General features: G+C 55.6%; 20 protein-coding genes and 1 pseudogene. 8 read left to right on the top strand and 13 right to left on the bottom strand.

The window, feature by feature from the left end; all coding sequences use genetic code 11:
- Positions 1 to 31 precede the first annotated feature (31 nt).
- The 3 genes from AC4LFW_RS18505 to AC4LFW_RS18495 all read right to left on the bottom strand — a co-directional run bounded on the left by AC4LFW_RS18505 (position 32) and on the right by AC4LFW_RS18495 (position 3,716).
- Positions 32 to 1,405 (bottom strand): heavy metal sensor histidine kinase, encoded by a 1,374-nt coding sequence (locus tag AC4LFW_RS18505; RefSeq protein WP_491820997.1) that lies wholly within the window; start codon positions 1,403 to 1,405, stop codon positions 32 to 34.
- The gene (locus AC4LFW_RS18500) at positions 1,402 to 2,076 is read right to left on the bottom strand and encodes a heavy metal response regulator transcription factor (protein ID WP_008569962.1); all 675 of its coding nucleotides are present in this window, start codon (positions 2,074 to 2,076) and stop codon (positions 1,402 to 1,404) included. The genes AC4LFW_RS18505 and AC4LFW_RS18500 overlap by 4 nt, the downstream gene beginning before the upstream one ends.
- 320 nt (positions 2,077 to 2,396) lie before the next feature.
- On the bottom strand, positions 2,397 to 3,716 hold the full coding sequence (locus tag AC4LFW_RS18495; protein WP_064481000.1) for an OprD family porin: 1,320 nt from the start codon (positions 3,714 to 3,716) through the stop codon (positions 2,397 to 2,399).
- An 830-nt stretch (positions 3,717 to 4,546) separates the two neighbouring features.
- Between AC4LFW_RS18495 and AC4LFW_RS18490 the strand changes: the two genes are divergently transcribed.
- The 4 genes and pseudogenes from AC4LFW_RS18490 to AC4LFW_RS18475 form a co-directional block, all read left to right on the top strand.
- Positions 4,547 to 5,854: a TolC family protein gene (locus AC4LFW_RS18490; protein ID WP_042925539.1), complete on the top strand. Its 1,308-nt coding sequence runs from the start codon at positions 4,547 to 4,549 to the stop codon at positions 5,852 to 5,854.
- A 9-nt stretch (positions 5,855 to 5,863) separates the two neighbouring features.
- Positions 5,864 to 7,210: an efflux RND transporter periplasmic adaptor subunit gene (locus AC4LFW_RS18485; RefSeq protein ID WP_491820994.1), complete on the top strand. Its 1,347-nt coding sequence runs from the start codon at positions 5,864 to 5,866 to the stop codon at positions 7,208 to 7,210.
- A 17-nt stretch (positions 7,211 to 7,227) separates the two neighbouring features.
- Positions 7,228 to 10,398, top strand: a complete 3,171-nt coding sequence (locus AC4LFW_RS18480; RefSeq protein ID WP_491820992.1) for an efflux RND transporter permease subunit — start codon at positions 7,228 to 7,230, stop codon at positions 10,396 to 10,398.
- A 269-nt stretch (positions 10,399 to 10,667) separates the two neighbouring features.
- Positions 10,668 to 10,831 (top strand): annotated as a pseudogene (locus AC4LFW_RS18475) (IS3 family transposase); the annotation flags it as partial.
- 210 nt (positions 10,832 to 11,041) lie between these two features.
- Here the strand turns inward: AC4LFW_RS18475 and AC4LFW_RS18470 are convergent.
- Entirely contained in the window at positions 11,042 to 11,371 is a 330-nt protein-coding gene (locus tag AC4LFW_RS18470) for a hypothetical protein (protein WP_023444715.1), read from the bottom strand.
- 377 nt (positions 11,372 to 11,748) lie between these two features.
- Between AC4LFW_RS18470 and AC4LFW_RS18465 the strand changes: the two genes are divergently transcribed.
- Positions 11,749 to 12,669, top strand: a complete 921-nt coding sequence (locus AC4LFW_RS18465) for a cation diffusion facilitator family transporter (RefSeq protein WP_008569956.1) — start codon at positions 11,749 to 11,751, stop codon at positions 12,667 to 12,669.
- Between the two features lie 214 nt (positions 12,670 to 12,883).
- On the opposite strand, the gene AC4LFW_RS18460 is transcribed toward AC4LFW_RS18465, so the two are convergent.
- From AC4LFW_RS18460 to AC4LFW_RS18450, 3 genes are read right to left on the bottom strand one after another with little or no spacing between them, the layout of a single operon-like run.
- Complete coding sequence (locus AC4LFW_RS18460) at positions 12,884 to 13,345, bottom strand: methyltransferase family protein (RefSeq protein ID WP_003292672.1); 462 nt, start codon at positions 13,343 to 13,345, stop codon at positions 12,884 to 12,886.
- Between the two features lie 4 nt (positions 13,346 to 13,349).
- On the bottom strand, positions 13,350 to 14,030 hold the full coding sequence (locus AC4LFW_RS18455; protein ID WP_008569955.1) for a DsbA family protein: 681 nt from the start codon (positions 14,028 to 14,030) through the stop codon (positions 13,350 to 13,352).
- Positions 14,027 to 14,461, bottom strand: a complete 435-nt coding sequence (locus AC4LFW_RS18450; protein ID WP_003292674.1) for a disulfide bond formation protein B — start codon at positions 14,459 to 14,461, stop codon at positions 14,027 to 14,029. The genes AC4LFW_RS18455 and AC4LFW_RS18450 overlap by 4 nt, the downstream gene beginning before the upstream one ends.
- A 209-nt stretch (positions 14,462 to 14,670) precedes the next feature.
- Here AC4LFW_RS18450 and AC4LFW_RS18445 point away from each other — a divergent pair, with 209 nt between their 5' ends.
- Positions 14,671 to 15,630 (top strand): arsenic resistance protein, encoded by a 960-nt coding sequence (locus AC4LFW_RS18445; protein WP_003292675.1) that lies wholly within the window; start codon positions 14,671 to 14,673, stop codon positions 15,628 to 15,630.
- Positions 15,631 to 15,655: 25 nt separating this feature from the next.
- Here AC4LFW_RS18445 and tnpC read toward each other — a convergent pair whose 3' ends face one another.
- The gene (gene tnpC / locus AC4LFW_RS18440) at positions 15,656 to 16,018 is read right to left on the bottom strand and encodes a Tn3 family transposase post-transcriptional regulator TnpC (RefSeq protein ID WP_003292676.1); all 363 of its coding nucleotides are present in this window, start codon (positions 16,016 to 16,018) and stop codon (positions 15,656 to 15,658) included.
- Positions 16,015 to 16,191, bottom strand: coding sequence for a hypothetical protein (locus tag AC4LFW_RS18435; RefSeq protein WP_003292677.1), 177 nt, complete (start codon positions 16,189 to 16,191; stop codon positions 16,015 to 16,017). Before AC4LFW_RS18435 ends, tnpC begins: the two co-directional genes overlap by 4 nt.
- A gap of 63 nt (positions 16,192 to 16,254) precedes the next feature.
- Between AC4LFW_RS18435 and AC4LFW_RS18430 the strand changes: the two genes are divergently transcribed.
- Both AC4LFW_RS18430 and AC4LFW_RS18425 read left to right on the top strand, forming a co-directional pair.
- Complete coding sequence (locus tag AC4LFW_RS18430) at positions 16,255 to 16,503, top strand: hypothetical protein (RefSeq protein ID WP_101153433.1); 249 nt, start codon at positions 16,255 to 16,257, stop codon at positions 16,501 to 16,503.
- A gap of 349 nt (positions 16,504 to 16,852) precedes the next feature.
- Complete coding sequence (locus AC4LFW_RS18425; RefSeq protein ID WP_064481052.1) at positions 16,853 to 18,565, top strand: hypothetical protein; 1,713 nt, start codon at positions 16,853 to 16,855, stop codon at positions 18,563 to 18,565.
- Positions 18,566 to 18,739: 174 nt separating this feature from the next.
- On the opposite strand, the gene AC4LFW_RS18420 is transcribed toward AC4LFW_RS18425, so the two are convergent.
- The 4 genes from AC4LFW_RS18420 to AC4LFW_RS18405 form a co-directional block, all read right to left on the bottom strand.
- Positions 18,740 to 19,543, bottom strand: a complete 804-nt coding sequence (locus AC4LFW_RS18420) for an inositol monophosphatase family protein (RefSeq protein ID WP_003118436.1) — start codon at positions 19,541 to 19,543, stop codon at positions 18,740 to 18,742.
- Positions 19,544 to 20,020: 477 nt separating this feature from the next.
- Positions 20,021 to 20,563: a biliverdin-producing heme oxygenase gene (locus tag AC4LFW_RS18415; protein WP_491820986.1), complete on the bottom strand. Its 543-nt coding sequence runs from the start codon at positions 20,561 to 20,563 to the stop codon at positions 20,021 to 20,023.
- Entirely contained in the window at positions 20,563 to 22,965 is a 2,403-nt protein-coding gene (locus AC4LFW_RS18410) for a hybrid sensor histidine kinase/response regulator (protein ID WP_491820984.1), read from the bottom strand. The genes AC4LFW_RS18415 and AC4LFW_RS18410 overlap by 1 nt, the downstream gene beginning before the upstream one ends.
- A gap of 61 nt (positions 22,966 to 23,026) precedes the next feature.
- Positions 23,027 to 23,512, bottom strand: a complete 486-nt coding sequence (locus AC4LFW_RS18405) for a response regulator (RefSeq protein ID WP_491820982.1) — start codon at positions 23,510 to 23,512, stop codon at positions 23,027 to 23,029.

Here is a 23,512-nt window from a genome sequence, read left to right as displayed (position 1 = left end):
GATGGCTGTCTCCGTGCGGTATCACTTTGAGTCAGGCCTGCCGAGGAAACGTGAGTTCAAACGTGGTCCGACCGTCTTTGCTGGCGACGGCCACGTGGCCTTTGTGGAGGTTCATCACTGAGCGGACAATCGCTAGCCCCAATCCTGCCCCGCGAGGTTGTATGCCGTTAACGCGGTAAAAGCGGTCGAACAGATGTGGGAGATGATCCGATTCGATAGTCGCGCCATGATTGGTGACAGCCAGCGAGACGATGTCTACGTCCTCCTGAAGGATCTTAAGTTCGACCGTACTGCCAGTATTTGAATGCCGCAGCGCGTTGGATAGCAGGTTGGAAATGGCCCGCTGGACCATAAGTCGATTTCCCAAAATCATGGCATCGCCCGTTACTGTCGTAGCGACTCCCGCTTCTTCGGCAAGGACTTCGAAGTATTCACATACGCGCCTCGCCTCGCTTCCTAAAGATAATTGTTCGAGCTTCAGTGCTGGGCTGGCGTGGCTGGCCTGGGCGAGAAACAGCATGTCTGACACGATTCGATCCATGCGTTCGAGTTCTTCAACCGACGACTCGATCACCTCCCGATAATGCTCCTTGCTTCGCTCACGCACCAAAGTCACCTGCGCCTTGCCTATCAGGTTGTTCAGCGGAGTTTTTAACTCATGAGCCACATCGTCCGAGAATTGTGACAGTTGCTGAACGCCGTCATCGAGTCGATGAAGCATTACGTTGAGGCTGTGCGCCAATGCCTGGAGCTCTTGCGGAAGCCGATCGGTGCGGATTCGAGGTGATAGATCCTGTGTAGATACCTTAGTCGCCAAGGCCCGGAACTTGCGAAGCGGCCGCAAGCCATTTTGGGCGATTAGCCATCCAGCCAATCCGATCAATATCAGTAGCATCGGCACGGTCACTAAGGCCGAGCGCAGGAATGCAGCCACCAGCCGTTGATCGGCACTGCGATCTTGCGAAAGTAAAAGCGTCATTGGAGCCAGTCCCGGGACTTGGATTTGCTTGCGCCCGGTTAGCATCTGCACGCCATCTTTCGTTGTCCAGCCAAGATAGTCGCCGTCCCTGCTCACGAGATCCAGCTGCTGCGGCGCATTGGCGAATCGGCCGATACTGAAAATGGGTGATTTCGCTGTATCGCCGATGACCGTAATCGAAAGGTTGTCATGGCCGAGTACGGTATCGCTCAATGCGTGTTGCCAGGAGCGGCCCATACGGGCTTTGGTGTCTTCGAGGAGTCCATGATCGATCTGAGAGAGCTTGGCCGTCACTTCCTCCTGGGCGCGCAGTTCCAGTTGGCGCACCAGTACCCAGTAGCTCAGTGCAATCAGCAGCGCGACCAAAGCGGCGCCGGTCAGTGTGATTTGAAGCGCGAGACGCGATGCGAGGCTGAGTGGCTTCAAGGCCGCGCCTCCAGCACGTAGCCCACACCCCGGATGGTGTGTATCAGGCGATCGCCGAAGGGTTCGTCCACTTTCATCCGCAGGCGACGAATCGCAACATCCACCACATTGGTATCGCAGTCGAAATTGATGTCCCACACCATGGCAGTTATTTCCGTACGCGTGAGGACTTCGCCAGTCCGGCGCATGAGCAGATGCAATAACGCAAATTCTTTGCTGGTGAGGTCGATACGCTGACCGCTCCGGTAAGCCCTATGCCGGGCCGGGTCCAGTTCGAGGTCGGCTACACGCAGGTTGCTCGGAAGTGTGACTGCCTCGCCTCGCCGCAACAGTGTCCGGATACGGGCAAGCAGCTCGGGGAACTGGAACGGCTTGACCAGATAGTCGTCGGCGCCCGATTCCAAGCCGCGGACTTTTTGCTCTAAGCGGCCATTGGCAGTCAGCATGATGACGCGTGTCTGCTTACGCCGCCTGATGAGTTCGAGAACCTCCCACCCATCCATGGTTGGCAGATTCACATCTAGCAGCACGATGTCATAGTCGTTCTGCAGTGCCAGGTGAAACCCATCGAGGCCATCACTTACGCAATCGACCAAGTAACCACATTCGATAAGACCCTGCTGCAAGTATTCCGCAGCTTTGATCTCGTCTTCGACAACCAGGATGCGCATGTTTTGAGGTAACTCGGCAAGGAGGTGCGCGGTAAGCGGAACCAAAAAAATCCATGTAGTAACTAGGTCAAGACGAAAGCGGCTTGGCTCTAGCGTGAAAGGCAGAGGCGAAAAGATCTGCCCAGGGAAGCGGGAAGCACTTTAACGCGGTAAAAGCCCTGTGAGGGCTATCTTGCGAATTTGTAATCTACCGGTCATTTGGTTGACCCGCAGCGCGAGCGGGTGCACCAAACGAAAAAAGGCGCCCTGATGGGCGCCTGAAACACATCTTCAAACCAAGGGAGCAAAACTAAAGAAGATGTGGTGTTGCTCATGGTGTTTCACAAGATCGAGAGCGGGTACTCGGCTATGAATCGGACCTCATCGAGGTCGGACTCGAAAGCAGTCGCCCGCGTGGTAGCCTGGCGCACCCGCAGAGACAAATCCTTGAGAGAGCCAGTCTGTACAACGTAGCGGGCTTCGACGTCGCGTTCCCAGCGGTTCTGTCCCGTCAGCGGCGCACCGTTATCGTCTTGGCGCATGTACACCTCGTTCGCATTGCTGTAATCGGCGCCCCAACCGCGGGCGTAGCGGGTCATGAAAGTAAGCCCGGGTATGCCGTATTCCGCCATGTTCAGGTCGTAGCGCAGCATCCAGGACTGCTCTTTAGGTGAGTTGAAATCACTGTACTGGATGGAATTGTTCAGGTAGATCGAGTCCGCCTGGCGCAAGTAGTCAAAGTCGTTGTTACCGTTGTTTCGCTGATACGACGCCGTGACAGTGTGCGCGCCGAAGGCGACACCCAGGCTTGAGCTCCAGATGTTGTTGTCGAACTCGCCCAGTAATTCGCGGCCTTCGTCGGTTGCCTTGTAGTAGTTGAAACTGCCCAGCAACGCGACGACATCGGAAAGCGGATAGGTGGCCGATAGACCGAAGTAATGTTGGTTCCAGGCATCCTTGAGGCGGCTGGTATACAGGCTAAAACTGAGATTTTCGTTTACGCTATAGTCACCGCCTGCGTAGCCGAGCCAAGGGGCGTCGACGGCACCGCCATAAAACGTGACGAAGTCATCGTTCGTGTTGCTGGTATTGGGCTGGCTCATCGCGTGTAGGCGCCCGGCCGCAAGCGTAAGACTGTCCAGCGAGTTGTTCACAACGGTGAACCCCTTGAAAGACTCCGGCAGCAGCCGTGCGTCACCAAAGTGCACGACGGGAGTAGTGGGGAACACATCACCAGCTTTAATCTCGGTGTCCAAGAACCGTGCTTTCACGGCCCCTCCCACTCGAGAAAAGTCATCCTCGGCATCGCCGGCGCTATTGTAGGGGAGAAGATCGACGCTTCCGCCAGCACCGGAACGTCCTGATCCAGAATCGAGCTTGAGACCGAGCATGGCGAAGGCGTCGACACCGACCCCCACCGAGCCTTGAGTATATCCGGACTCGAAGAAGGCCATTAATCCGTGCGCCCACTCCTCAGAGTAGCCATTGCCGGTCGCACTCTCACCGTCGCGAAAATCTCGATTGAAATAATAGTTGCGATTTATCAGCGATAGCGTGCTGCCTTCGATGAAGCCCTCCGCTGTTTCCGATTGGGCAAAGACCGGGGCGCTGCCCAATGCCAGTGAAAGGGCTGTTAGTGAAAAAACGGCCATTTTGCTCATGATGATGCTCCTGGTGTACGGCAGGTCAGTGCTCAAATGACGCCTTTCGCTTTTTTTTAGCGCTTAGGCAAGTTCTTCCCTGCAGATGACCGCAGGATTAGCGGCAAATTACTATTTTGTTATCTGAGAGGCAAGCAATCGCGCATATCCTCGATTACAGATTTGTAATGTTGCGGTCACGCGGTCGTTATCCACTCTTCTTTAAAGTCAGCCCCATGGCCATCAGTTATCTCCCCGGCTTGGCGAGGCTGATAAAAACGCTTTCGTGTATTGTGTCCTAAACCCAGGACGAATCACTGTCGCAGTAGCGGCGCTGTGTTCCGCGTCTTGGCGGGGGTAGCTCTATGATTGGATTCGACATCTAAACCAGGAAGTCATCGTTTTGCCTTGGATGAGAAAAATAGTTCTGCTGTTGTTGCTAGCCCTGTTCCCATTGCAATCATCATGGGCAGTTGTTAGCACGAGCTGCAGACATGAGGATGGTTCGGCAGCAAATCATCTTGGACATCACGAACATTCGCACGAGTCTCTGGGTGCTGACGAGGAAGGATCGTCAAAAGCCGCAAAAAAAATCAGTCTGGATGGAGACTGTGTCTTTCATGGCGACCATATCAAGCCGCTTATAAGGAAAGGGATTTCTCCTGGTTCGGTATTATCAATAAGCTTGAAACCGTTTTCTTCTGCTAGCTACGCATCGGCTGAAGCCGGGCGTCCTGAAAAACCTAATTGGCGCATCGGTGCAAAGCCGGTGAGACGCCAGATTAACCAGTAGGACGCCATTTATCTGTATCTGACGTCTCACCGAACCTTCCCTTTTCTAGGAGATTTCGGTGCGAAAAGTTCTTTTACCGCTGGGGTTGACGATGTTGTCGTGCAACCTCGCCTCTGCGCAGCCTTTAGAGTTGCCGACCTTCACACAGACCTTACCTGTCAGTGTGTCAAATACCTTCCCCGTTGAGTCTGTCGACTCCATAAGCTTTGTACGCGCCTTGGAACTCGCTAGCTCTGCAAGCCCTGAACTGGCTGCTGCAAGACGTGAGCTGGCTGCTTCTCGCGCATTGATTAGCCAAGCAGGAGCACGTCCGAATCCAATATTGTCCGCTAGCCAGGAGGGAATCCGGGGCGATGCCCCGGAGACCACGCTTGAACTGAGCCAAGAAATAGAGCTGGGTGGTAAACGTTCGGCTCGTATTGAGGCAGCGCAACGCGCCATGGACGTAGCGGCCGCCGACCTACAGGACGCCCAAGCTCGACTGAGGGGGGCAGTGATGGGTGCATACTACGATGTGCTTACTGCTCAAGAACGGCTGGACCTCGCTCAGGCTGCTTCAAAGCTTGCGAAGCAAGCTGTGAACGTTGCCAATCGACGTGTGAGGGCCGGCATGGTCTCTCCCGTAGAGGAAACCCGGGCGCGGGTTGCGGCTACTGGAGTGCAAGTAGAGCTTGCCCAGGCCACAGCTGAACTCGAAGCTGCGCGCACTCGGCTGGCGGCCAACTGGGGAAATCCACAGCCACGCTTTGAGCGAGTAAAAGAGCCGGTAGAGGCAGTGCCTCCTCTTCCCGAGCTAGCTGAGCTTTATAGCCGTTTGAACGATTCCGCCCAACTAACCCGCGCGCGTCGGGAGGCTGAAAGACGTCGGGCTGCGTTGGAGCTGGAAAGGACGAATCGCTTTTCTAACGTGACGGTTAGCGTAGGTGCCCAACGCTCAGATGAATATAACGGCACGCTGGGACTGGTGAGTATCTCGATGCCCCTGCCGTTGTTTGATCGAAACCAAGGCAACATCGGAGCAGCACAGGAACGGGCCTACCAGGCGCAGGACGAGCTTAACGCCGTCCATATACGCCTGAAAAGCGAACTTTCCCAAGCGCACATGCGGCTGCGCACTGCTCGGCAGCAGTTTGAACTGTTGCGCAACGACATGCTCCCCAGTGCCCAGAGCGCTTATGAAGCTGCCAGCAAGGGGTTTGAACTTGGAAAATTCACGTTCCTTGACGTACTGGATGCTCAACGCTCGCTTTTCCAAGCCCGCTCTCAGTATCTGTCTGCGCTCTCACAAGCTAACCAGGCGGCGGCGGAAATCGCGCGAATCGTCGGCGATGGGTCGGCCGTTATCCCCTCGGCCACTCAGCCATAAGGAATCCATATGAAAAGTAAATCGAACACATCTTCCTTGGCTGTTCACAAGAAGCAGATTTTTTGGATCGTCGTCATATTAAGCGTGGCACTTATGCTTGGCGGATTGCTTCTTCGCAGTAGTCCAGCTGTGCCCGATGCGGGCGACGCACATAGCGAGCATGGTGACGCATCGGAGCAGGAGGATGAAGGGCATTCGGATGAGGATGCTGAAGCCGAAGGAGATCATGGACATGATGAAGGAGGCGCCGATAGCGATCACGAGGTCGGTGCGGCAGAGAAAGATGAGCATGAAGATGAGCCCGAGGGAGCGGAGCATACTGAAACAGCAGAGGTAGAACTCTCAGAGACACAAATCCTAGCCGCCGGCATCTCACTGGCAACTGCTCAGCCCGCAAAGATAAAAAGCGCAATTGAGCTGCCTGGCGAAATTACATTCAACCAAGACCGCACAGCGCAAGTTGTGCCTCGTCTCTCAGGTGTCGTTGAAGCGGTCAAAGTCGATTTGGGCGAACAGGTGAAACAGGGGCAAGTACTTGCTGTGATCGCGAGTACAGACCTGTCGGAACGTAGAAGCGAGTTCTACGCGGCGCAAAAACGTCTTGCATTGGCTCAAAAAACCTATCGACGCGAAAAGGAGCTATGGGAAGAGCGTATTTCTGCGGAACAGGATTATTTACAGGCACAACAGGCTTTACGGGAAGCAGAGCTGACTGTTGCGAATGCAAACGCACAGCTACAAGCGCTTGGCAGTGATGCTGGCAAGCCAGACGCATTGAGCCGCTACGAACTCAGGGCGCCGTTCGATGGGATGATCGTTGAGAAGGACATCACGCTCGGTGAGTCAGTCAATACCGATGACCAGATATTCATCATTTCCGATCTCTCCACCGTGTGGGCAGATATCAGCGTTCCTGCCAATGCACTCAGCGCGGTACGAGTAGGCAGCAATGCCGTTATCGAGGCCACAGCATTCGAGTCCAGTGCCAATGGAACCGTTTCTTATGTCGGCTCACTTGTTGGTCAGCAAAGCCGCGCCGCTACCGCCCGGGTCACACTTCCCAACCCTGAAGGGGTTTGGCGCCCCGGCCTGTTCGTCAAAGTGCAGGTAGGCGCTGGCGAAGCATCCGTGCCAGTCGCAGTAAGTCCTGATGCGATCCACACATTGGAAGAAAAGCCGGTGGTGTTTGTACGGACCGACCATGGCTTTGCTGCTCAGCCAATCGTGAGTGGCCGCAGCGATAGTGACGCGGTCGAAATCAAGGAAGGCCTCCAGCCCGGAGCGCGCTATGCCTTGGATAACAGCTTCATCATCAAGTCCGAGCTTGGCAAAGCCAGCGCCTCGCATGCTCACTGATACGGAGTTATAGAATCGTGTTCGAACGTATCATTCGTTTTTCTATCGAGCATCGCTGGTTGGTTATGCTAGCCGTGCTTGGCATGGCAGCGTTAGGAGCTTACAGCTACCAAAAGCTGCCTATCGATGCTGTCCCGGATATCACCAACGTACAGGTGCAAATCAACACTGCGGCGCCAGGTTATTCCCCGCTGGAAGTGGAGCAGCGTATTACCTACCCGCTCGAGACGGTAATGGCTGGGCTGCCCAAGCTCGAGCAGACCCGTTCCTTGTCTCGATATGGACTTTCTCAGATCACAGTTATTTTTGAGGAAGGCACTGACATCTATTTTGCCCGCCAACTTGTGAACGAGCGCCTGGGAGGGGCCAAAGATCAGCTCCCAGATGGCGTCACTCCAACACTTGGCCCTATTTCCACTGGGCTTGGCGAAATCTATTTTTGGACGGTTGAAGCTGAGGAAGGTGCCACCAAATCGGACGGTACGCCGTATACCCCTGCTGACTTGCGTGAGATTCAAGATTGGATCATCAAACCGCAAGTCCGAAATGTACCTGGTGTTACTGAGATCAATACGATCGGAGGATATGCAAAGGAATATCAGATCGCCCCCAATCCAGACACTTTGCGGTCGTTTGGACTGACATTACAAGATCTGATCGAAGCGGTTGAGCAAAACAATAACAATCTAGGTGCCGGATATATTGAAAAACGCGGCGAGCAGTATCTTGTTCGTGCTCCAGGACAAATGCAATCAGTAGAGGACATCCGCAATACCCTTATTAGCAACGTTGACGGTACCCCAGTACGTATCCGCGACGTTGCGACGGTAGAGGTTGGAAAGGAGCTCCGTACTGGCGCAGCCACCGAGAATGGCCGCGAAGTGGTTCTAGGTACGGCTTTCATGCTTATCGGTGAAAATAGCCGGGTAGTTTCTAGGGCTGTCGATGACAAGATGAAAGAGATAAACCTTTCGCTTCCAGAGGGCGTAAAGGCGATTACTGTCTACGATCGAACTGTACTCGTAGACAAAGCTATATCCACCGTTAAGAAGAACCTCACTGAGGGTGCCATTCTTGTTGTGGTTATACTTTTTCTCTTCTTGGGCAATATCCGTGCGGCGATCCTAACCGCACTTGTTATACCGCTGGCGATGCTCTTTACGTTCACCGGCATGGTAGCCAACGAGGTCAGCGCCAACCTGATGAGCTTAGGCGCATTGGATTTCGGCATCATTATCGATGGTGCCGTGGTGATTGTTGAGAACTGCGTGCGTCGACTTGCTCACGCTCAGTCCCATCACGGGCGGGCATTAACGCTGTCCGAACGGCTTCATGAAGTGTTCGCTGCGGCAAAGGAAGTGCGTCGGCCTCTACTCTATGGGCAGCTGATCATTATGATCGTATATCTGCCGATATTCGCCCTTACAGGGGTAGAAGGTAAGATGTTCACGCCCATGGCGTTTACCGTAGTGACAGCGCTATTCGGGGCGATGATTCTCTCGGTGACGTTCGTCCCGGCAGCCGTTGCGCTCTTTATCGGCAAGCGTGTTACAGAGAAGGAAAACTTTCTAATCCGCAATGCTAAACGGGCCTACGCACCTGCATTCGATGCGGTGATGTCCAACAAGCCAGTAGTGCTCACCTTTGCCGTTGTTGCAGTTGTACTTTCCGGCCTCGTAGGGGCACGTATGGGCAGTGAATTCGTGCCTAGCCTCAACGAGGGGGACTTCGCTATCCAAGCCCTTCGTGTACCGGCTACCAGCCTTAGTCAGTCTGTCGAGATGCAGCAGCAGCTGGAGCGAAAGCTCATGGATGAGTTTCCGGAGATCGAGCGGATTTTTGCGCGCACAGGCACTGCGGAGGTGGCATCCGATGCCATGCCTCCAAACATCTCTGACGGGTACGTCATGCTGAAGCCACAAGAGCAGTGGCCGGATCCAGGCAAGTCGCGCGACGAACTCTTAAGCGAGGTCCAAGCATCCGCCGCTGAGTTACCGGGCAATAACTACGAGTTTTCCCAGCCTATTCAGCTGCGTTTCAACGAGTTGATTTCCGGTGTTCGTGCCGCTGTAGCCGTGAAAATCTATGGTGATGACATGGAGGTTCTTAACAGCACGGCGGCGGAAGTGTCCGAGGTGCTAGGACAAGTACCAGGCGCCTCCGAGGTTACGGTCGAGCAAACGACTGGCCTTCCTATGCTCACGATTGATATCGATCGCGATCAAATCGCACGATACGGCCTGAGTTTAGATACTGTACAGCAAGCGGTTGCAGTAGCCATCGGGGGCCGAGAGGCAGGCACCTTGTTTCAAGGAGACCGGCGTTTCGATATCGTAGTTCGTTTACCGGACGAGATACGCAGCGATCTCGCCGCAATTGAGAGGCTCCCAATTGCCCTTCCAAGGGAATTAAACAGCGCCATAAGTTATATCCCCCTCGGCGAGGTGGCCACTCTGGATTTGGCCCCCGGTCCGAATCAGATCAGTAGAGAGGAAGGGAAACGGCGAATTGTCGTTAGTGCAAACGTCCGTGGTCGGGACATTGGATCATTCGTATCTGAGGCAGAACAGAAAATCCAGGCTCAGGTAGATATCCCGGCAGGTTATTGGATCGATTGGGGCGGTACCTTTGAGCAGCTTGAATCGGCAACGAAGCGGCTGCAGATTGTCGTCCCCGTGGCGCTGCTCCTGGTCTTCATTCTGCTTTTCATGATGTTCAACAATGTCAAAGACGGCTTGTTGGTCTTTACCGGGATTCCATTTGCGCTCACGGGAGGCATTGTTGCGCTGTGGCTCAGAGATATCCCATTGTCCATTTCAGCAGGTGTTGGCTTTATTGCTCTGTCAGGCGTCGCAGTTCTAAATGGCCTGGTAATGATCTCCTTCATCCGTAGCCTACGGGAGCAAGGTTTGCCTCTGGACACCGCGATCCGCGAGGGCGCTCTTACCCGGCTACGCCCGGTATTGATGACGGCCCTAGTGGCTTCACTCGGGTTCGTTCCAATGGCCTTGAATGTGGGTACCGGTGCAGAGGTGCAGCGCCCCCTTGCGACGGTGGTAATCGGGGGGATTCTCTCCTCAACGGTGCTAACGCTATTAGTTTTGCCGTTGCTCTACCAGATGGCTCATCGGCGCGAAGACGAATTGGAGGAGCAAGAAATTGCGCTAGCCGCTGACAGAACTAGCTAGAAAATCGAGTGGCGGCACACAACGCCCCGTTCTTGCTAGCTAGCGAGAACGGGGCGTGTTGGTTTCGGAGTGCTAAGATTCAGCTGCGGCGCAGCGGGCAGCAAAGCCTTTATAGCGTAGGTCTAATGCATCTAAGCGGTGAATAGAAAGGGTGCTCAGCGCTTAGTGCGTATGACTCCGCGCTACATACGCCTCCTCGGCTGATGGCTTTCACCCACGGTGAGCTGACGAAAAAAGATTATGCAAGCAGCGGCTGAGCTGCCCCGGGCGGCAGCACGGGCGATAGCTACGAAAACGCCCTGGCTGGACCGATCAGCGGGCTTTACAAGGCCGAGCTGACACCTTCAATCATGGACGAACCGCGAGGCCGTTGAGAGGGCGACCCTGACATGGATGCGTTGTACGCCACCAGCGTCTGTTCAGCCCAATCGGATATGCTCTTGCGAACGCTAATAACAAACAGATCAGGCGATAGCGGCCTGACTTAACGAAACGGCCTATAAAGGCCAGGGCGATTCGCTGGTAGCGATTTTGCGTGCAAGTGATGGACACAAAAAAGCGCCCCGAAGGGCGCTTAGAGTACAACTGCTACCAACGGAGATTGGAAGCTGCCGGAGGCGAATATCGTTCAGATATGAAGCGGTTAGTCAGCTTTGGTTTCTTTCTTGCTTTCCGTATTGTTCTGATCTTGGCGGGTATCCTTAATCTGTAATTCGTCTATTTTTCGTTTGGCGGATTCGGTTCCGTGAATTCGTTTTTGATCTGCTCGGAATTTTTCATTAAATTTAATTGAGCGGTCGTAACCATCTTCTGCATAAGACAATGCGGAGCCGCAGATTACCAAACCAACAACAATAGCTTTCAACAGATTCATAGGGCAGTCCTCGCTAAATTCAAAGGTGGCTTGCTGAGCTTTCTCGCTGAGCCCTGCAGGTTCGAATGAATTTTGCGTGATTGAAGTTAACAGCAGCATGAGCCAAGCATTACATTATTGAAATGTAATGCTTCCATTGCGCGGTGACATGAGCGCCTTGCTTCGTCATGTCAGCACCGAGGCGCACCAATCTGCAAGGGCCTATCCTACGAAAAGAATGATTGGAAGATTACAATTTTGTCATCTTCGGATTGACGCCGCATCATCTATCATTAGCGAGCAACGTCGTTTAACGTTTGAGAGGGATCGGCCAGTTATCGGCAAGTTTCAGACGATAATGCACGAACTCGCTTGAGAGTGGTCGCATTTCTGTCAGTGTGGTTTGGAAGGCCAGATGGTATTGGTGCTAGTATTATCTATTACTTTTTTGGGCTCCCTATCCTTGTCTTATGTTATTTAAGGACGGTTAAAAACCAATGGCTCACGAACATAACCATAACACCGAAGCCATAGGCGATAAGCGTTTAATCGCTGCCATTGGCGTTAATACTGTGCTAACTCTGGCACAAGTTGTTGGAGGAATACTTTCTGGCAGTTTATCGCTCATAGCTGACGCGCTACATAACTTGAGCGATGCCGCATCACTGGTTATTGCGCTCATCGCACGTAAAATCGGTCGCAAACCGCCAGATGCTTTTAAAACCTTCGGCTACCGACGCAGTGAAACCATAGCGGCTTTGATTAACTTGGTCACGCTGATTATCGTTGGTCTCTACCTCATCTACGAAGCTATAGGTCGGTTTTTTGCCCCACAGCCCATTGAAGGATGGACAGTGGTCGTGGTGGCGGGAATAGCCTTGATTGTAGATGTCGTCACGGCCTTGCTCACCTACACAATGTCTAAGAATAGCATGAATATAAAGGCGGCATTCTTGCACAATGTGTCGGATGCGCTGGCCTCCGTCGGTGTTATTATTGCCGGAACATTAATCCTTCTGTATGACTGGTATTGGACAGATACTGTACTGACGCTGATGATTGCTGGTTACGTGCTATGGCAGGGCTTTAGCATGCTACCTAAAACCATTCACTTGTTAATGGAGGGCGCACCAGAAGGAGTTTCCATCACTGATATAATCAATGTCATGGAGCAAGTGGACGACGTTGTGAGTGTTCACCACGTACATGTCTGGGAAATTGCCGAACATTCAACTGCATTGGAAGCTCACGTTGTCATCAAGAAGGCTAGCCTGCCCGAAATTGAACGAGTGAAGACTGATTTAAAACGTGTACTTCATGAGCGATTCAAAGTCAGCCACTCGACACTTGAAATGGAGCTAGACGGCAGTGTTTGTATCGACACCAGGCAGGCCGACAGTCATCGCAGCGAAGCATAAGCCTGCTTTGCGCTCACCGCTGTTGCTAGACAGTTATCTCGATATCAACGGAGTGAACTTGCGACATCACTCGTTGGCGCTATGTCTTCGACCAGAGACATGCTAGCGGCATGTGGCCAAAGCAGCTCGTCACGAGGAGATCAGGCTAGGTCGTGGCACCTTCGGCAGGCTGCCGCGACGAGCAAGCCCCGCCAGTCGCTACCGCCGCGGACGCTCAGAGCCAGCGGCGGACTCGTGCACGGTAGCGGGCAAATGATTCGCCGAACAATGTTTCCAGCGCCCACTCTTCGGCTGGGATCTGGAAACGGTTCATGTACAGCACGAAAGCAACTACGCCAAGCAGGGTTAGAGGCGAGGCCAAGACCAGCGCCCAAGCCGCCAGGATAATGGCAAAGCCTAAGTACATGGGGTTGCGGCTGTACCGGTAGATGCCAGCCTCCACTAATGCAGAAGCCTGCTGCGGCTGCAATGGATTAACCGTAGTACGCGCGCGGCGAAACGACAGGACGCCGGCGAGGCACACGCCGAGCCCCAGGAGCAGTATTGGCAAAGCGAAGGTCAGGCGCGCGGTCCATGCCAGTTCGAAACCCGGCAATTTGGTTCCCGACAAACCCATCAGCACAGCGATCAGGCCGGCCACGAGCAGCGGTGGCACGCGGTTTTCCAGCGCGCTCATAGTGTCATTCTCGTGCCTTGGCCACTTCGCTGTTCACCAACTGGCGCAGCGGCTCCGGGCCAAACTCGCTGAGCGCACGACCATTGACAAAAAAAGTCGGCGTGCCACGAACCCCAACGGCTTTAACGTCCTGCATGTCCGTTTCCAGCACGGCGTTGACGCCAGGCGTATGCATGTCCTGGCGGGCCTGTTCCAAGTTCAAACCGACGCGCTCTGCAGCAGCCCATGCCTGCGTTACCTTGGGGTCGTCGTGCCAACCGGGTTGGGCTTCCAGCACAGCCCCCAACACTTGTTCATGGAGATTTTGCTTACGCGCCGCCTCCAGCATTCGCGCCACCTCTTCGGAGCCTTGATGGAACAGTACATAGCGCAGCACCAAACGCACGTCTTCCGGGTTCTCGGCGAGGATCTGCTTCACATAGGGGTGGAAGGCGCGGCATGCCTCGCAGGAAGGGTCAAAGAATTCGACGATGGTCACTGGCGCTTGCGCCGGGCCGAACACTGGTGAGTGGAAGCGAACCAACTGGCCGCCGTTCTGTTTGGGTTGTGTCGCGGTCTCTTGGGCTGTCGAACCGGGAGCCTGGGCCTGTTGAGGCGATTGCGAGGGGGAATAGAAGAATGCGGCGGCAGCAAAGACGGCCAGGATCACGACACTGACGATCAGGACCACGGAACGGCGATTCATGGGGTGGTTCTCCGACGGATGATTATGAGCAGGATGGCGATAAGGATAAAAGCGAACAAGGCGAGTGCCGGCAGGGGCACCACGCCGAAGAGGGTCATTCCGGCGCCTGAGCAGGATGGACCAGTGGCCGTGCAGGGCTGGATCGGCTGTGGAATCAGCCCTGCATAGAGCAGCGTGTGAACAAATGCCAGTGCCGCACCGATAGCGGTCAGCGGCAGGGCATAGTGCCAGACGGTGAAATCCGAGCGGTAGCAGGCGATGGCCAGGATCACCGCCAGCGGAAACATGAAGGCACGCTGGAACCAGCACAACACGCAGGGTGCCTGGCCCATCACCTCACCAATGAACAGCGCGGACAGGGTCGATACCAGTGCGACCAGCCAGGTTAGCAGCAGCAGGTTCCAGGGCATGCCTGAAGGTTGAGGATTCATTGCGGTTAACTCCTGGCGATGGCGAGCACTTGCCTCAGACCCGCCATCCAGTTATTTCGAAACATCATGCATCCTCTTATCGGCAGGACTTGTTAGGACCGTTGCGGACTTCGCCCAACGGCAAAGCGAAAAGCAACCAGCCTCAACGCTGGGTTAAATCCGATGCCAGTGGGAGAATGTCGCCCTTGCGCAACAAGGGAAGATATCAGATGTCGCGGGACTGGCTGGAAGAACACCAGATAGCATTTTATTTCGCGGCGGTGGTGGCCGCTGCCATTGCAGGCCTGAGCTCTGCGCAATTCACCGGACTGACGGCCATGGCCATCACACCGGCGATTGCCGTGCTGATGTATGCCATGTTTCTGCAGATTCCTTTTTTGGAGCTGCGAGAAGCTTTTGCCAACCGCCGCTTCGTCGGTGCCTTGTTGCTGGCCAACTTCCTATTGGTGCCATTGATGGTGTGGCTGGTGACGTGGCCGCTCTCATCGAACAAGGCCTTGTTGGTCGGCGCGCTGCTTGTCCTGCTGACGCCTTGTATCGATTACGTGGTGGTCTTCACCCACCTGGGCAAAGGGGACTCTCGTCTGGTGCTCGCGGCGACGCCATTGCTGCTGTTGCTCCAGCTTCTGCTGCTGCCCCTCTACTTGCGGCTAATCCTTGGCCCCGAAGCCGGCACAGTGATCGAGCTGTGGCCCTTCGCAGAAGCCTTCCTGTTACTGATCGTCCTACCCTTGGTAGCGGCTGTGCTCACCGAATTTGGCGGACGCCGATCTCTGCTGCTTCGCGCATGGAGCGCAGGTTGGGCCTGGCTGCCAGTGCCTGCAATGGCCCTGGTTCTAATCGTGGTGGTGGGTTCGCAGATCGCGGCTGTCGTGTACCAACTCGACATCCTGGCGCCGTTGCTTCCGGTATACGGAGCGTTTCTACTACTCGCTCCGGCCCTCGGCGTACTCAGCTCCCGGCTATTTGGCTTGGAGGCTTCTGCCGCACGGGCAGTGGCCTTTAGCTCAGGCACTCGCAACTCGCTTGTAGTGCTTCCCCTGGCCCTAGCGCTCCCGGAGTCCATTCGCGCGCTGGCCGCGGCGGCTGTGATTACTCAGACACTCGTAGAACTGATTGGTGAATTGATCTACTTACGGGCGATTCCAGCCATGGTCAGAAACAGTTGAGCCTCGTCGAAATCGGCGAGAGCGCTCATGCCTCGTGCTGTGGAGCAAGATTGATCAGCGGCGCAATGATGAGCTGAGCGGAGCGCGCCCAAGAAACCAGTGCCTCAAGATCCATCTGTAGAGATTGGGCTTCTGTCCAGATACAAGCACTCTCGGCAGGCACCGTAAGAGCGATGCCCTCAACTATCGTCAGAGCCATCGCATGCAATCTCAGTAGCTCGTCGCGAATGGAGGTGATTCCACCCAGTTCCACCAAACAGACGTCCAAGCGATCAACCAGCCGGAGCAGTTGAGAGGTGTCGAAGCTGTCGCGCAGGTTTTCCAACGCCACGGCGTCCACTTCGCCGTACGGTGTAAGGCGGAAGGATGCGGGAGGAATGTTGATCATGGCGTTTTCTCGGTATCTAGCTGGCTAGGTCTGATCACCCGCAGCGAGCCGGCAGCTTGTTGGAACACCGAGTCCTTGATCCAGGGCTCCGGTGGCCGGTTTAGCTTGAGGTTGAATTCGCCGAAGCGCTTGAGGTTGCTGGTCAGGTAGAGTGGTTGGGCCCCCTTCAGCATACATAGCGGAACTGGTGTAGACGACTAGCCCTGAGCTAGGCCTTGGGCTTTCAAGCAGCTCCAATGATCGGCACTGAAGTGCTAGGGAGCGGATTACTTCTAAAATTCTGGCTAACACGCTCACACTTAAAAACGCTTCTGGATATGCTGGAAAAAGGCAAGCCAAGCAGGCGAAAAATTGACACTAACTACTTTCAATACAATGGTTATTTCTTGGGATATAACTCTTCTAAAGATAATGCCGGTAAATACGGATTTGAAGAAAGCCCTGCTGAAATCAAGCAAAAAGTGAAAGAGCTTTTACTAATCTAGCTCGGTCGAACAAACTAGGTCTATTGCTCGTTGAGTGATCGTCTCTGAGCATTTTAACTGCTGCCGTTGCTGGCAGCCATGAGTCAAAAATTGCACTCAACGACAGGCAGCTTTTGGCCGATTGCAGCCGGTCGTGAAGCGCAGAAAACGGGTACTAGCGGTCGCTCATGTCACCCTCACACAGCAGCATGTGACAAGGCCTGTCGACTGTGCATGGGCCTATTGGCTTCAGAGAGTAGAGCGTTGCCGTGGTTAGCCAAGGTACCTTGCGAACCTTTATGGGATTGACCTGTACAGCGCCGGAGCGGAGATTAGGCTCTACCGAACCAATGGTAGTGCGAGAGGGAAGATGCGCCGATTTGAAGCCAAGGATCTAATAGCGCTCGCGACCGCGCCAATGAATCCAGATGATCATTGGTACGTGGATGCTGAACAAGCCTCGCAGTACCTGGTCACGAATGCGCATGCTGATGAGACCGTCATCTATGCATCCGCTCCCGCGGTACTGATCGTCGGAGCTCTAGTACCAACCGTTAACGTCACACCGGTTGACGGAGACGCGCTTCAGAATACGTCGCTTTGCACTGATGCAGCTTGGAAGATTCAAAAGTCTTGGAGCGCAGCTGAAGGTTACCGCGTATACCTAGAGCCACCATTTCCGAATGACCGGGTATCAGCCCTCTCTGGCGGCGAGACGCTCGTCACAAGGCGATATTTTTCGGGAGTGCACAAAGGCCCGGCTCCAATTGAAGTCAGCCAGAAACTCGTCCACTGCCTAGACATTCACTATATCCCCGAGCGGAATGCCTACTGTCGCCTAGACGGCAATGGGGATATCGAGGATGTGATACGGATTATGACGCTTCCAATTGATGAGCAGTTGGAAGGTAGAGAAGTCGTAACGATTCTTCGCAAAGATCTGGACATCTACATGGCAGTCGCGGATCTAGCGCTGGTTATCAAGTTTGACTTCACGCGGACCGTTCGCGGTAGCTTCAGCGGCTGGAATGACCTAAGCCGCTACCATCGCGATGGGGAGGATCTTTTTTACCATGGCGGTTCAGCCGCTCGTGCCAGCTTTATGCACGGCGCTATGGTTGTGCGCTCACAAACAACCCTGGCTGAACAGGAAGAGGCGTGGTGCAGGGATTTTGAAGGTGACCCTGACCGGGAATATGCAGTTTTCAAAATTTACGACCGCAAAAATGATCGCAATGTCGAGACGTCCGCTAGCCCGCTTCATATCGTCAGCTACTTCGAGCAAAGCGACCTGCCGTGGCAGATATCTCCCGCATTCTTTAGGCCCGAGGTTCTCCAGCGCTTCAAGGCGGACCCAGAAAAATACACGCTCGAAGACCGAAGCATCTCCTGCCGCGGAGCTTGGCACATCAAGTCGTACGACATAAATGAGGCAGGTCAAGTCCACGTTTACATCGGCGACCTCGCCAAGCTTCCTATTGCAGAGCAAAACTACTGGAAGGCATTCAACGAATGGCCGAAGTCATCCATCTCGGCACGAGCCCATCGGACGGATATAGAGGGGCAGTGGTGCACGACCTACGACCCCTTAACTTCTTTAAGAAATAAGGTGAGAGCGCTGGATAAGGCTAGCCCGGAATGGTGGAACCGGAGAGGCGATGCACTGATGGATAGCGTACTGGCCCCGGCTACCGACTCCCCGAAAGAATGGGGAGATGAAATCTTGGCGCTCGACCAATTGCTGGTGGAGGGCTTTCTAGATAAACCTCTGCGAAAGATCGCCCAAGAAAAAGGGCGAGAAGTAGAGTCTGTGTGGCGCTCGCTGAAGCTTCTTCATGAAATTCTGCTTGGAAGCACTCTGAGTGAGGAGGCTGCCAAACAACTTCTGGCTCCTATGAAAAAGCTCCATGAGCTTCGCAATGAGATCCGCGGGCACGCGACCCATGAGAAAAAAGAGGTCGCAATTCGCGAGGCCCGTGCTACCCACGGTAATTTTCGAGCTCATTTTTTCCATATTGCAGAAGGCTGCGACCAGGCTCTCATTGGCGTGCTAAAAGCACTCGAGTTCGAAACGGAAGATTAGAAAACTCGGCTGATTGGTCTGTACGCTCCTCTCGGCGCGTAGGGCGCTAAGAGCTGTTGGTTCCCGGCTCTTCGCATGACGGCGCTCGCAAGGGGCGCCTTCTCGAATATAGTCGCGCTTGGCAAACGATTTCCTGCTTTCAACACCGGTTGAGTGCGAGTTTTCAGCTCATTATTAGCGAAACAGGCGCTTCCAGTCCCTAGTGACAAGCTCTTGACATGCTTGAGGTGCTCCGCCGAAGCAGCGCAAGGAAACCTCCTTCATTCGCTCTTCAGATTCATAGGTGATCGGCCCGCCATCTTGATCAATGAGCACGCCGCCTGCGCCGATCAGTAGTGCGTGACCTCCTACCACATCATGAGCTGACACAGGTACAAGAGACGTACCCACGACAGCATCACCAGCTGCGGCACGAGCGAGGCGATAGGCGATGCTGGGCATTGAAATGAACTCTGCCGGGGCACAAAGCTCTGCGTTGAGCTCAGGTTTGCTTGTTGCGGCAGTGCTTACCAGTACCACGCTGTTGGACGTCAACCTCAGTTGATCAAGCAGAGCATGTACTGTTTGCCTATTGCGAATGATTGCTGGCAGTCCTTCTGCCCAGGAGATGCAATCCTCACCACCATCCGGTGCGATGGGGGCGTAGACCACCCCTAGAACAGGGATTGCATTGTGAAGTAGGCCGACAGAGATGGCTGACCCTGCACGGTGTTGTAGGAAGTCCGCTGTTCCATCGTTCGGATCGACTACCCAACAGTACTCGTGACCTGTCATGTGCGTCCCAGTTTCCTCACCCCAGAAATCACAATGCAGGAGTTCGAGCAGATCTAGACGTAGCTGAGCCTCAATCTCGGAGTCGATAGCTGCTTTGTCCCCGTGGCCTCGGGGGCCGCCGATACGGTGCCACTCTGAAGACAGCAGTTTTCCGGCGGAAAGAACCCTCTCAACGACAGGGCCGAGCAAGTCCACGACGTTCATATGGACCTCCTGCATTAATCGGTTAGCCCTTAAAGATTAATCGCTTCTGCCCGAAATGCTTCTTGGCAGAAGGGGTAGATCGAGAGCGGCGACTGTGGCGGATGGAGCCTGGGAGGATGAGATGAGGCTTCTAGCGCGAAAGCTCAGCCAGCACAGAGACCGGCCTAGGCACAGATTCTTGGGTAGCCAGGGGCTCAACTACGGATGGTCAAATATTTTTGTCAATCTATGTTGTTCCAGGATTGGGGCTTCGTTCGATGTGGCAGTGGCCTTGTGTCAGACTATGTTGTCGAGGCTGGCACCTAAGGCCTCGGTTTTCCTCAGTGTTTTCAAGGGTGCTTGTGTCAATCTATGTTGTTGCCAACCAGAAGAAGAGGAAAAGGTAGTGTGGAACGATAGAAGAATCGCTAGCTGAACGAAGCTGTCGCAGCAGCAAGGGGAGACGGCGTGCTCCCCATGCTGCGGAAAAGCGGCGGATCAGGGGCGGTGTGCTTGTGCCGCTGCGAGAAATCGTTCGAAGGTGTCATTGGCGCCGGCCAGCATTTGCGACCAGTCGGCGACAGCCTCCTGCTGTTCGAGTCGTTCCAGAAAGCTCGGCCAAAGGGGAGTGGTGCTGCGATGGCTCAGATAACGTAGTGGCGCGTAAGGGTTGGCGTCCGCTACGCGGCGGGCCAGCACCCGACCGCCGAGCCGCGATCCTTCGATCACATAGGCGACGCCCCAGCATGCACTTGGAGAGAGTGGCGCCAGGATGGGCGGAGCCACCGGCGCCAAAGCGCCGATCTCGGCAAGATCCTCAAGCAGGGCTTGACGTCTGCTTCGTTGCGGCCAGTCTTCAAGCATCGCTTCGATACCGGACTGTTCCAGTGCAATCTCGAGTGGAAGCAGCACCTCGGCGTGGGCCAGAAGAAAGGCGCGATAGCCGTCTGGCTGCCCCAGTTGAAAAGCCGAAAAGGCGGTGTCGACCCGTGCGTGCTGAGGCGCAGTAGTGGCGCGTAAATGGCTGCGCAAGGTCGTCATCAGGCGAGCGTGCTCTCTTTCAGGACCATGCTCAGCTTCCGCGCCAGATGCTCCTCCCGGAAGGGCTTCTGAATGACCGTCGAGCTGCCCATCCCCAGTTCGCCAAGCTCGGCATAGCCGGTGACGAAGACCACGGGAAGCTTTGGATAGCGTGACAGCACCGCACGAGCAAGCTCGCCTCCGTTCATGCCGGGCATGGCGAAATCCGCCAGCACCAGATCGACCTCGGTCCCTTCTTCGAGCATCTGCAGGGCCATGCGACCGCTCTCGGCCTGTATGACTGCGTAACCCAGATTGCTCAGCATCTGCGCGGTCACTTCGCGTACCGCGTGGTCGTCATCGACTAGCAGAACGCTGTGTGACGCATCGTCGATAGGGGCGTCGTAATCATGCTCGGGCACACCCAGGGCATGCTTGGGTGCGGTTACTCGAGGTAGATAGACCATCACCGTGGTGCCCACGCCCAGCTCGGTCTCGATCCGCGCACCACCACCGGACTGTTTGGCGAAGCCGAATACCTGGGCAAGGCCGAGCCCGGAGCCCTTGCCGACCTCCTTGGTGGTGAAGAAAGGCTCGAAGGCTTTCTGCAGCACCTCGGCGGTCATGCCAGAGCCGGTGTCCTTGACCGACAGCACCACGTACTCACCCGGCCCCGGCTCCTCGGCCCGCTCCGCGGGTGCGGTGATCACGGCGTTTTCCGTGCGCAACGTCAGACAGCCACCGGTGCCCATGGCGTCGCGCGCATTGATGGCAAGGTTGAGGATGATCATCTCGATCTGGGTAGGATCGACCAGTGCGTGCCACAGCCTGGCGCAGGTATCGGTCTCGATGGTGACCGAGCCTCCCAGGGTGCTGTGCAGCAGGCTCAACAGGCCGACCAGTGTGTCGTTGAGGTCGACGGCCTTCGGGGCGAGCTGCTGGCGACGGGCAAAGGCCAGCAGCTGACTGGTGAGCGTAGCGCCGCGCTCGCCGGATTCCTGGATGTACTGCAGACGGCTGAGCGACTTGGCCAGCGGCGCGCCTCTTTCCAGATCGTTCTTGAGAAAGCTGGTGCTGGTGAGGATCACCGTCAGCAGGTTGTTGAAGTCGTGTGCGACGCCAGCGGTGAGCTGGCCGACCGCCTCGAGGCGTTGCATCTGCTGCAGTGTGGCCTCGATACGTTCCCGCTCCTTGATCTGTTCGGTCAGTTCCCGGTTGGCGGCGGCGAGCTTGTCTACAGCGGCGATTTCACTGGTGATGTCGCGTGCTGCGGCATACATCATTCCGGCCTCGGGCACCGCCGTCCAGGACAGCCAACGGTAGCTGCCGTCGCGGTGCTGCATGCGGTTGACGAAGCGGTCGGTCACGTTACCGCAGCGGATGCGTTCGGTTTCCGCATGGGTCGCGCTGAGGTCATCGGCATGGACCAGCGACCACAACGGCGTGTCCAGCAATTGCTGGCGCGGCCAGCCCAGCACCTCTTCCCAGGCGGGATTGAGCGCAACCACGGTGGTATCGAAGCGCACGACAGCCAACAGGTCGCGCGACAGTTCCCAGGTGCGGTCGCGCTCCCGGGTACGCTCTTGCACGCGCTCGCCCAATGTCTCGTTCATGCGCTTGAGCGCTTCGGTCGCCAGTTTCTGTTCGGTGACATCCATCACCACACCGATGAATCGCTTGCACAGGCCATTCTCGAAAAACGCCTGGCCGCGGGTTTCGAACCAGCGAATCTGGCCACAGTCGAGCATGATTCGATAATCGGTGGTGTATTCCCTGTCGCCGTTCTCGGTGCTGATGGCCCCCCAGACATGCTCACGCAGGCGCTGCAGGTCGTCTGGATGGCACAGTGATTCGAATACCCGGATATCAACTGGTGCATCATCCGGCAACCCGAACATGGCCCGGCAGCGGCGATCGAGAATCATCGTGCCGTTTTGCGGCTCATAGTCCCACATGCCGAGTCCGGCTGCGTCTATCGCAAGCCGCGCGCGCACCTCGACTTCACGCAGCGCTTGCTCGGCGCGCAGTCGGCCGCGCCGCTCGTCCACTTCGCTGAGCGCGCGCTCGACGGCCTTGGGCAGAAAACTGAGGTTTTGCTTGAGCACATAGTCAACGGCGCCGGACCGCATCATGTTCACGGCATGCTCTTCGCCGAACACGCCGGAAAGAAAGATGAAGGGTGTCTCCGGTGCGAGTTGCCGTGCTTCCTGCAGCACCTGGCTGCCGGAATAGCCGGGCAGGATGAAGTCCGAAAGAATCAGATCGAAGCATCGACGCTGCAAGGCCTCGACAACGCCAGACTGGTCATAGACCACTTCGCAATCGACGATATAACCGCTCTTTTCGAGCGTGACGAGCGCCAGCTCAGCGTCGTGCGGACTGTCTTCTACAAACAGGACGCTGATAGGTGTTGTCGCTGGCATAACCATCCTGTCGAGGATTCCGCACTACTGGAAAGACCTTCGTTCAAGCTGCGCAAGACGCTCAGCTCGAACCTTCATCGCCCTTGCGATCCCGAAGTTGCCGCTGCAAGCGCAGCGATCCAGGTGGGGGTTCGTTCAGGACGGCCCAGAAAATGCCCAGATCGGATATGGCTGCGACGAAATCGCGAAATTCGACCGGCTTTACCACGTAAGCGTTCACTCCGAGCTCATAGGCTTTGACCAGGTCAGGTTCTTCACGAGAGGAAGTAAGCATCACCACGGGAATGCTGCGCAGTTCCGGTGTGTCGCGTACCGTCTTCAAAACCTCCAGACCGTCGACCTTGGGCAGCTTGAGGTCCAGTAGCAGCACGGCTGGGTTGCCATCGGCGCGGCCTGCATGGTCACCGCGGCGCAACAGGTAATCCAGTGCCTCGGCGCCATCGCGCATGACAATCACATCGTTGGCCAGCTGGCTGCGCTCGAGCGCCACCAGCGTCAGCTCGAGCTCATGAGGATTGTCCTCTATCAGCAGAATCGGCTTGAGCAT

It is taken from the genome of Stutzerimonas sp. C6.4V, from assembly GCF_058536345.1.
The sequence above is the reverse complement of the archived record's forward strand: the minus strand, read 5'-3'. Positions and strand labels throughout refer to the sequence as shown.

Coding starts and splice junctions, on each gene's coding strand:
- tnpC (WP_003292676.1), bottom strand. CDS start 16,018: ATGATCAACATTCCTCCCGCATCCTTCCGCCTTACACCGTACGGCGAA.
- AC4LFW_RS18455 (WP_008569955.1), bottom strand. CDS start 14,030: ATGAATCGCCGTTCCGTGGTCCTGATCGTCAGTGTCGTGATCCTGGCC.
- AC4LFW_RS18445 (WP_003292675.1), top strand. CDS start 14,671: ATGTCGCGGGACTGGCTGGAAGAACACCAGATAGCATTTTATTTCGCG.
- AC4LFW_RS18495 (WP_064481000.1), bottom strand. CDS start 3,716: ATGAGCAAAATGGCCGTTTTTTCACTAACAGCCCTTTCACTGGCATTG.
- AC4LFW_RS18500 (WP_008569962.1), bottom strand. CDS start 2,076: ATGCGCATCCTGGTTGTCGAAGACGAGATCAAAGCTGCGGAATACTTG.
- AC4LFW_RS18430 (WP_101153433.1), top strand. CDS start 16,255: ATGATCGGCACTGAAGTGCTAGGGAGCGGATTACTTCTAAAATTCTGG.
- AC4LFW_RS18410 (WP_491820984.1), bottom strand. CDS start 22,965: ATGCCAGCGACAACACCTATCAGCGTCCTGTTTGTAGAAGACAGTCCG.
- AC4LFW_RS18420 (WP_003118436.1), bottom strand. CDS start 19,543: ATGAACGTCGTGGACTTGCTCGGCCCTGTCGTTGAGAGGGTTCTTTCC.
- AC4LFW_RS18485 (WP_491820994.1), top strand. CDS start 5,864: ATGAAAAGTAAATCGAACACATCTTCCTTGGCTGTTCACAAGAAGCAG.
- AC4LFW_RS18470 (WP_023444715.1), bottom strand. CDS start 11,371: ATGCTGCTGTTAACTTCAATCACGCAAAATTCATTCGAACCTGCAGGG.
- AC4LFW_RS18405 (WP_491820982.1), bottom strand. CDS start 23,512: ATGCTCAAGCCGATTCTGCTGATAGAGGACAATCCTCATGAGCTCGAG.
- AC4LFW_RS18435 (WP_003292677.1), bottom strand. CDS start 16,191: ATGCTGAAGGGGGCCCAACCACTCTACCTGACCAGCAACCTCAAGCGC.
- AC4LFW_RS18460 (WP_003292672.1), bottom strand. CDS start 13,345: ATGAGCGCGCTGGAAAACCGCGTGCCACCGCTGCTCGTGGCCGGCCTG.
- AC4LFW_RS18425 (WP_064481052.1), top strand. CDS start 16,853: ATGCGCCGATTTGAAGCCAAGGATCTAATAGCGCTCGCGACCGCGCCA.
- AC4LFW_RS18450 (WP_003292674.1), bottom strand. CDS start 14,461: ATGAATCCTCAACCTTCAGGCATGCCCTGGAACCTGCTGCTGCTAACC.
- AC4LFW_RS18415 (WP_491820986.1), bottom strand. CDS start 20,563: ATGACGACCTTGCGCAGCCATTTACGCGCCACTACTGCGCCTCAGCAC.
- AC4LFW_RS18465 (WP_008569956.1), top strand. CDS start 11,749: ATGGCTCACGAACATAACCATAACACCGAAGCCATAGGCGATAAGCGT.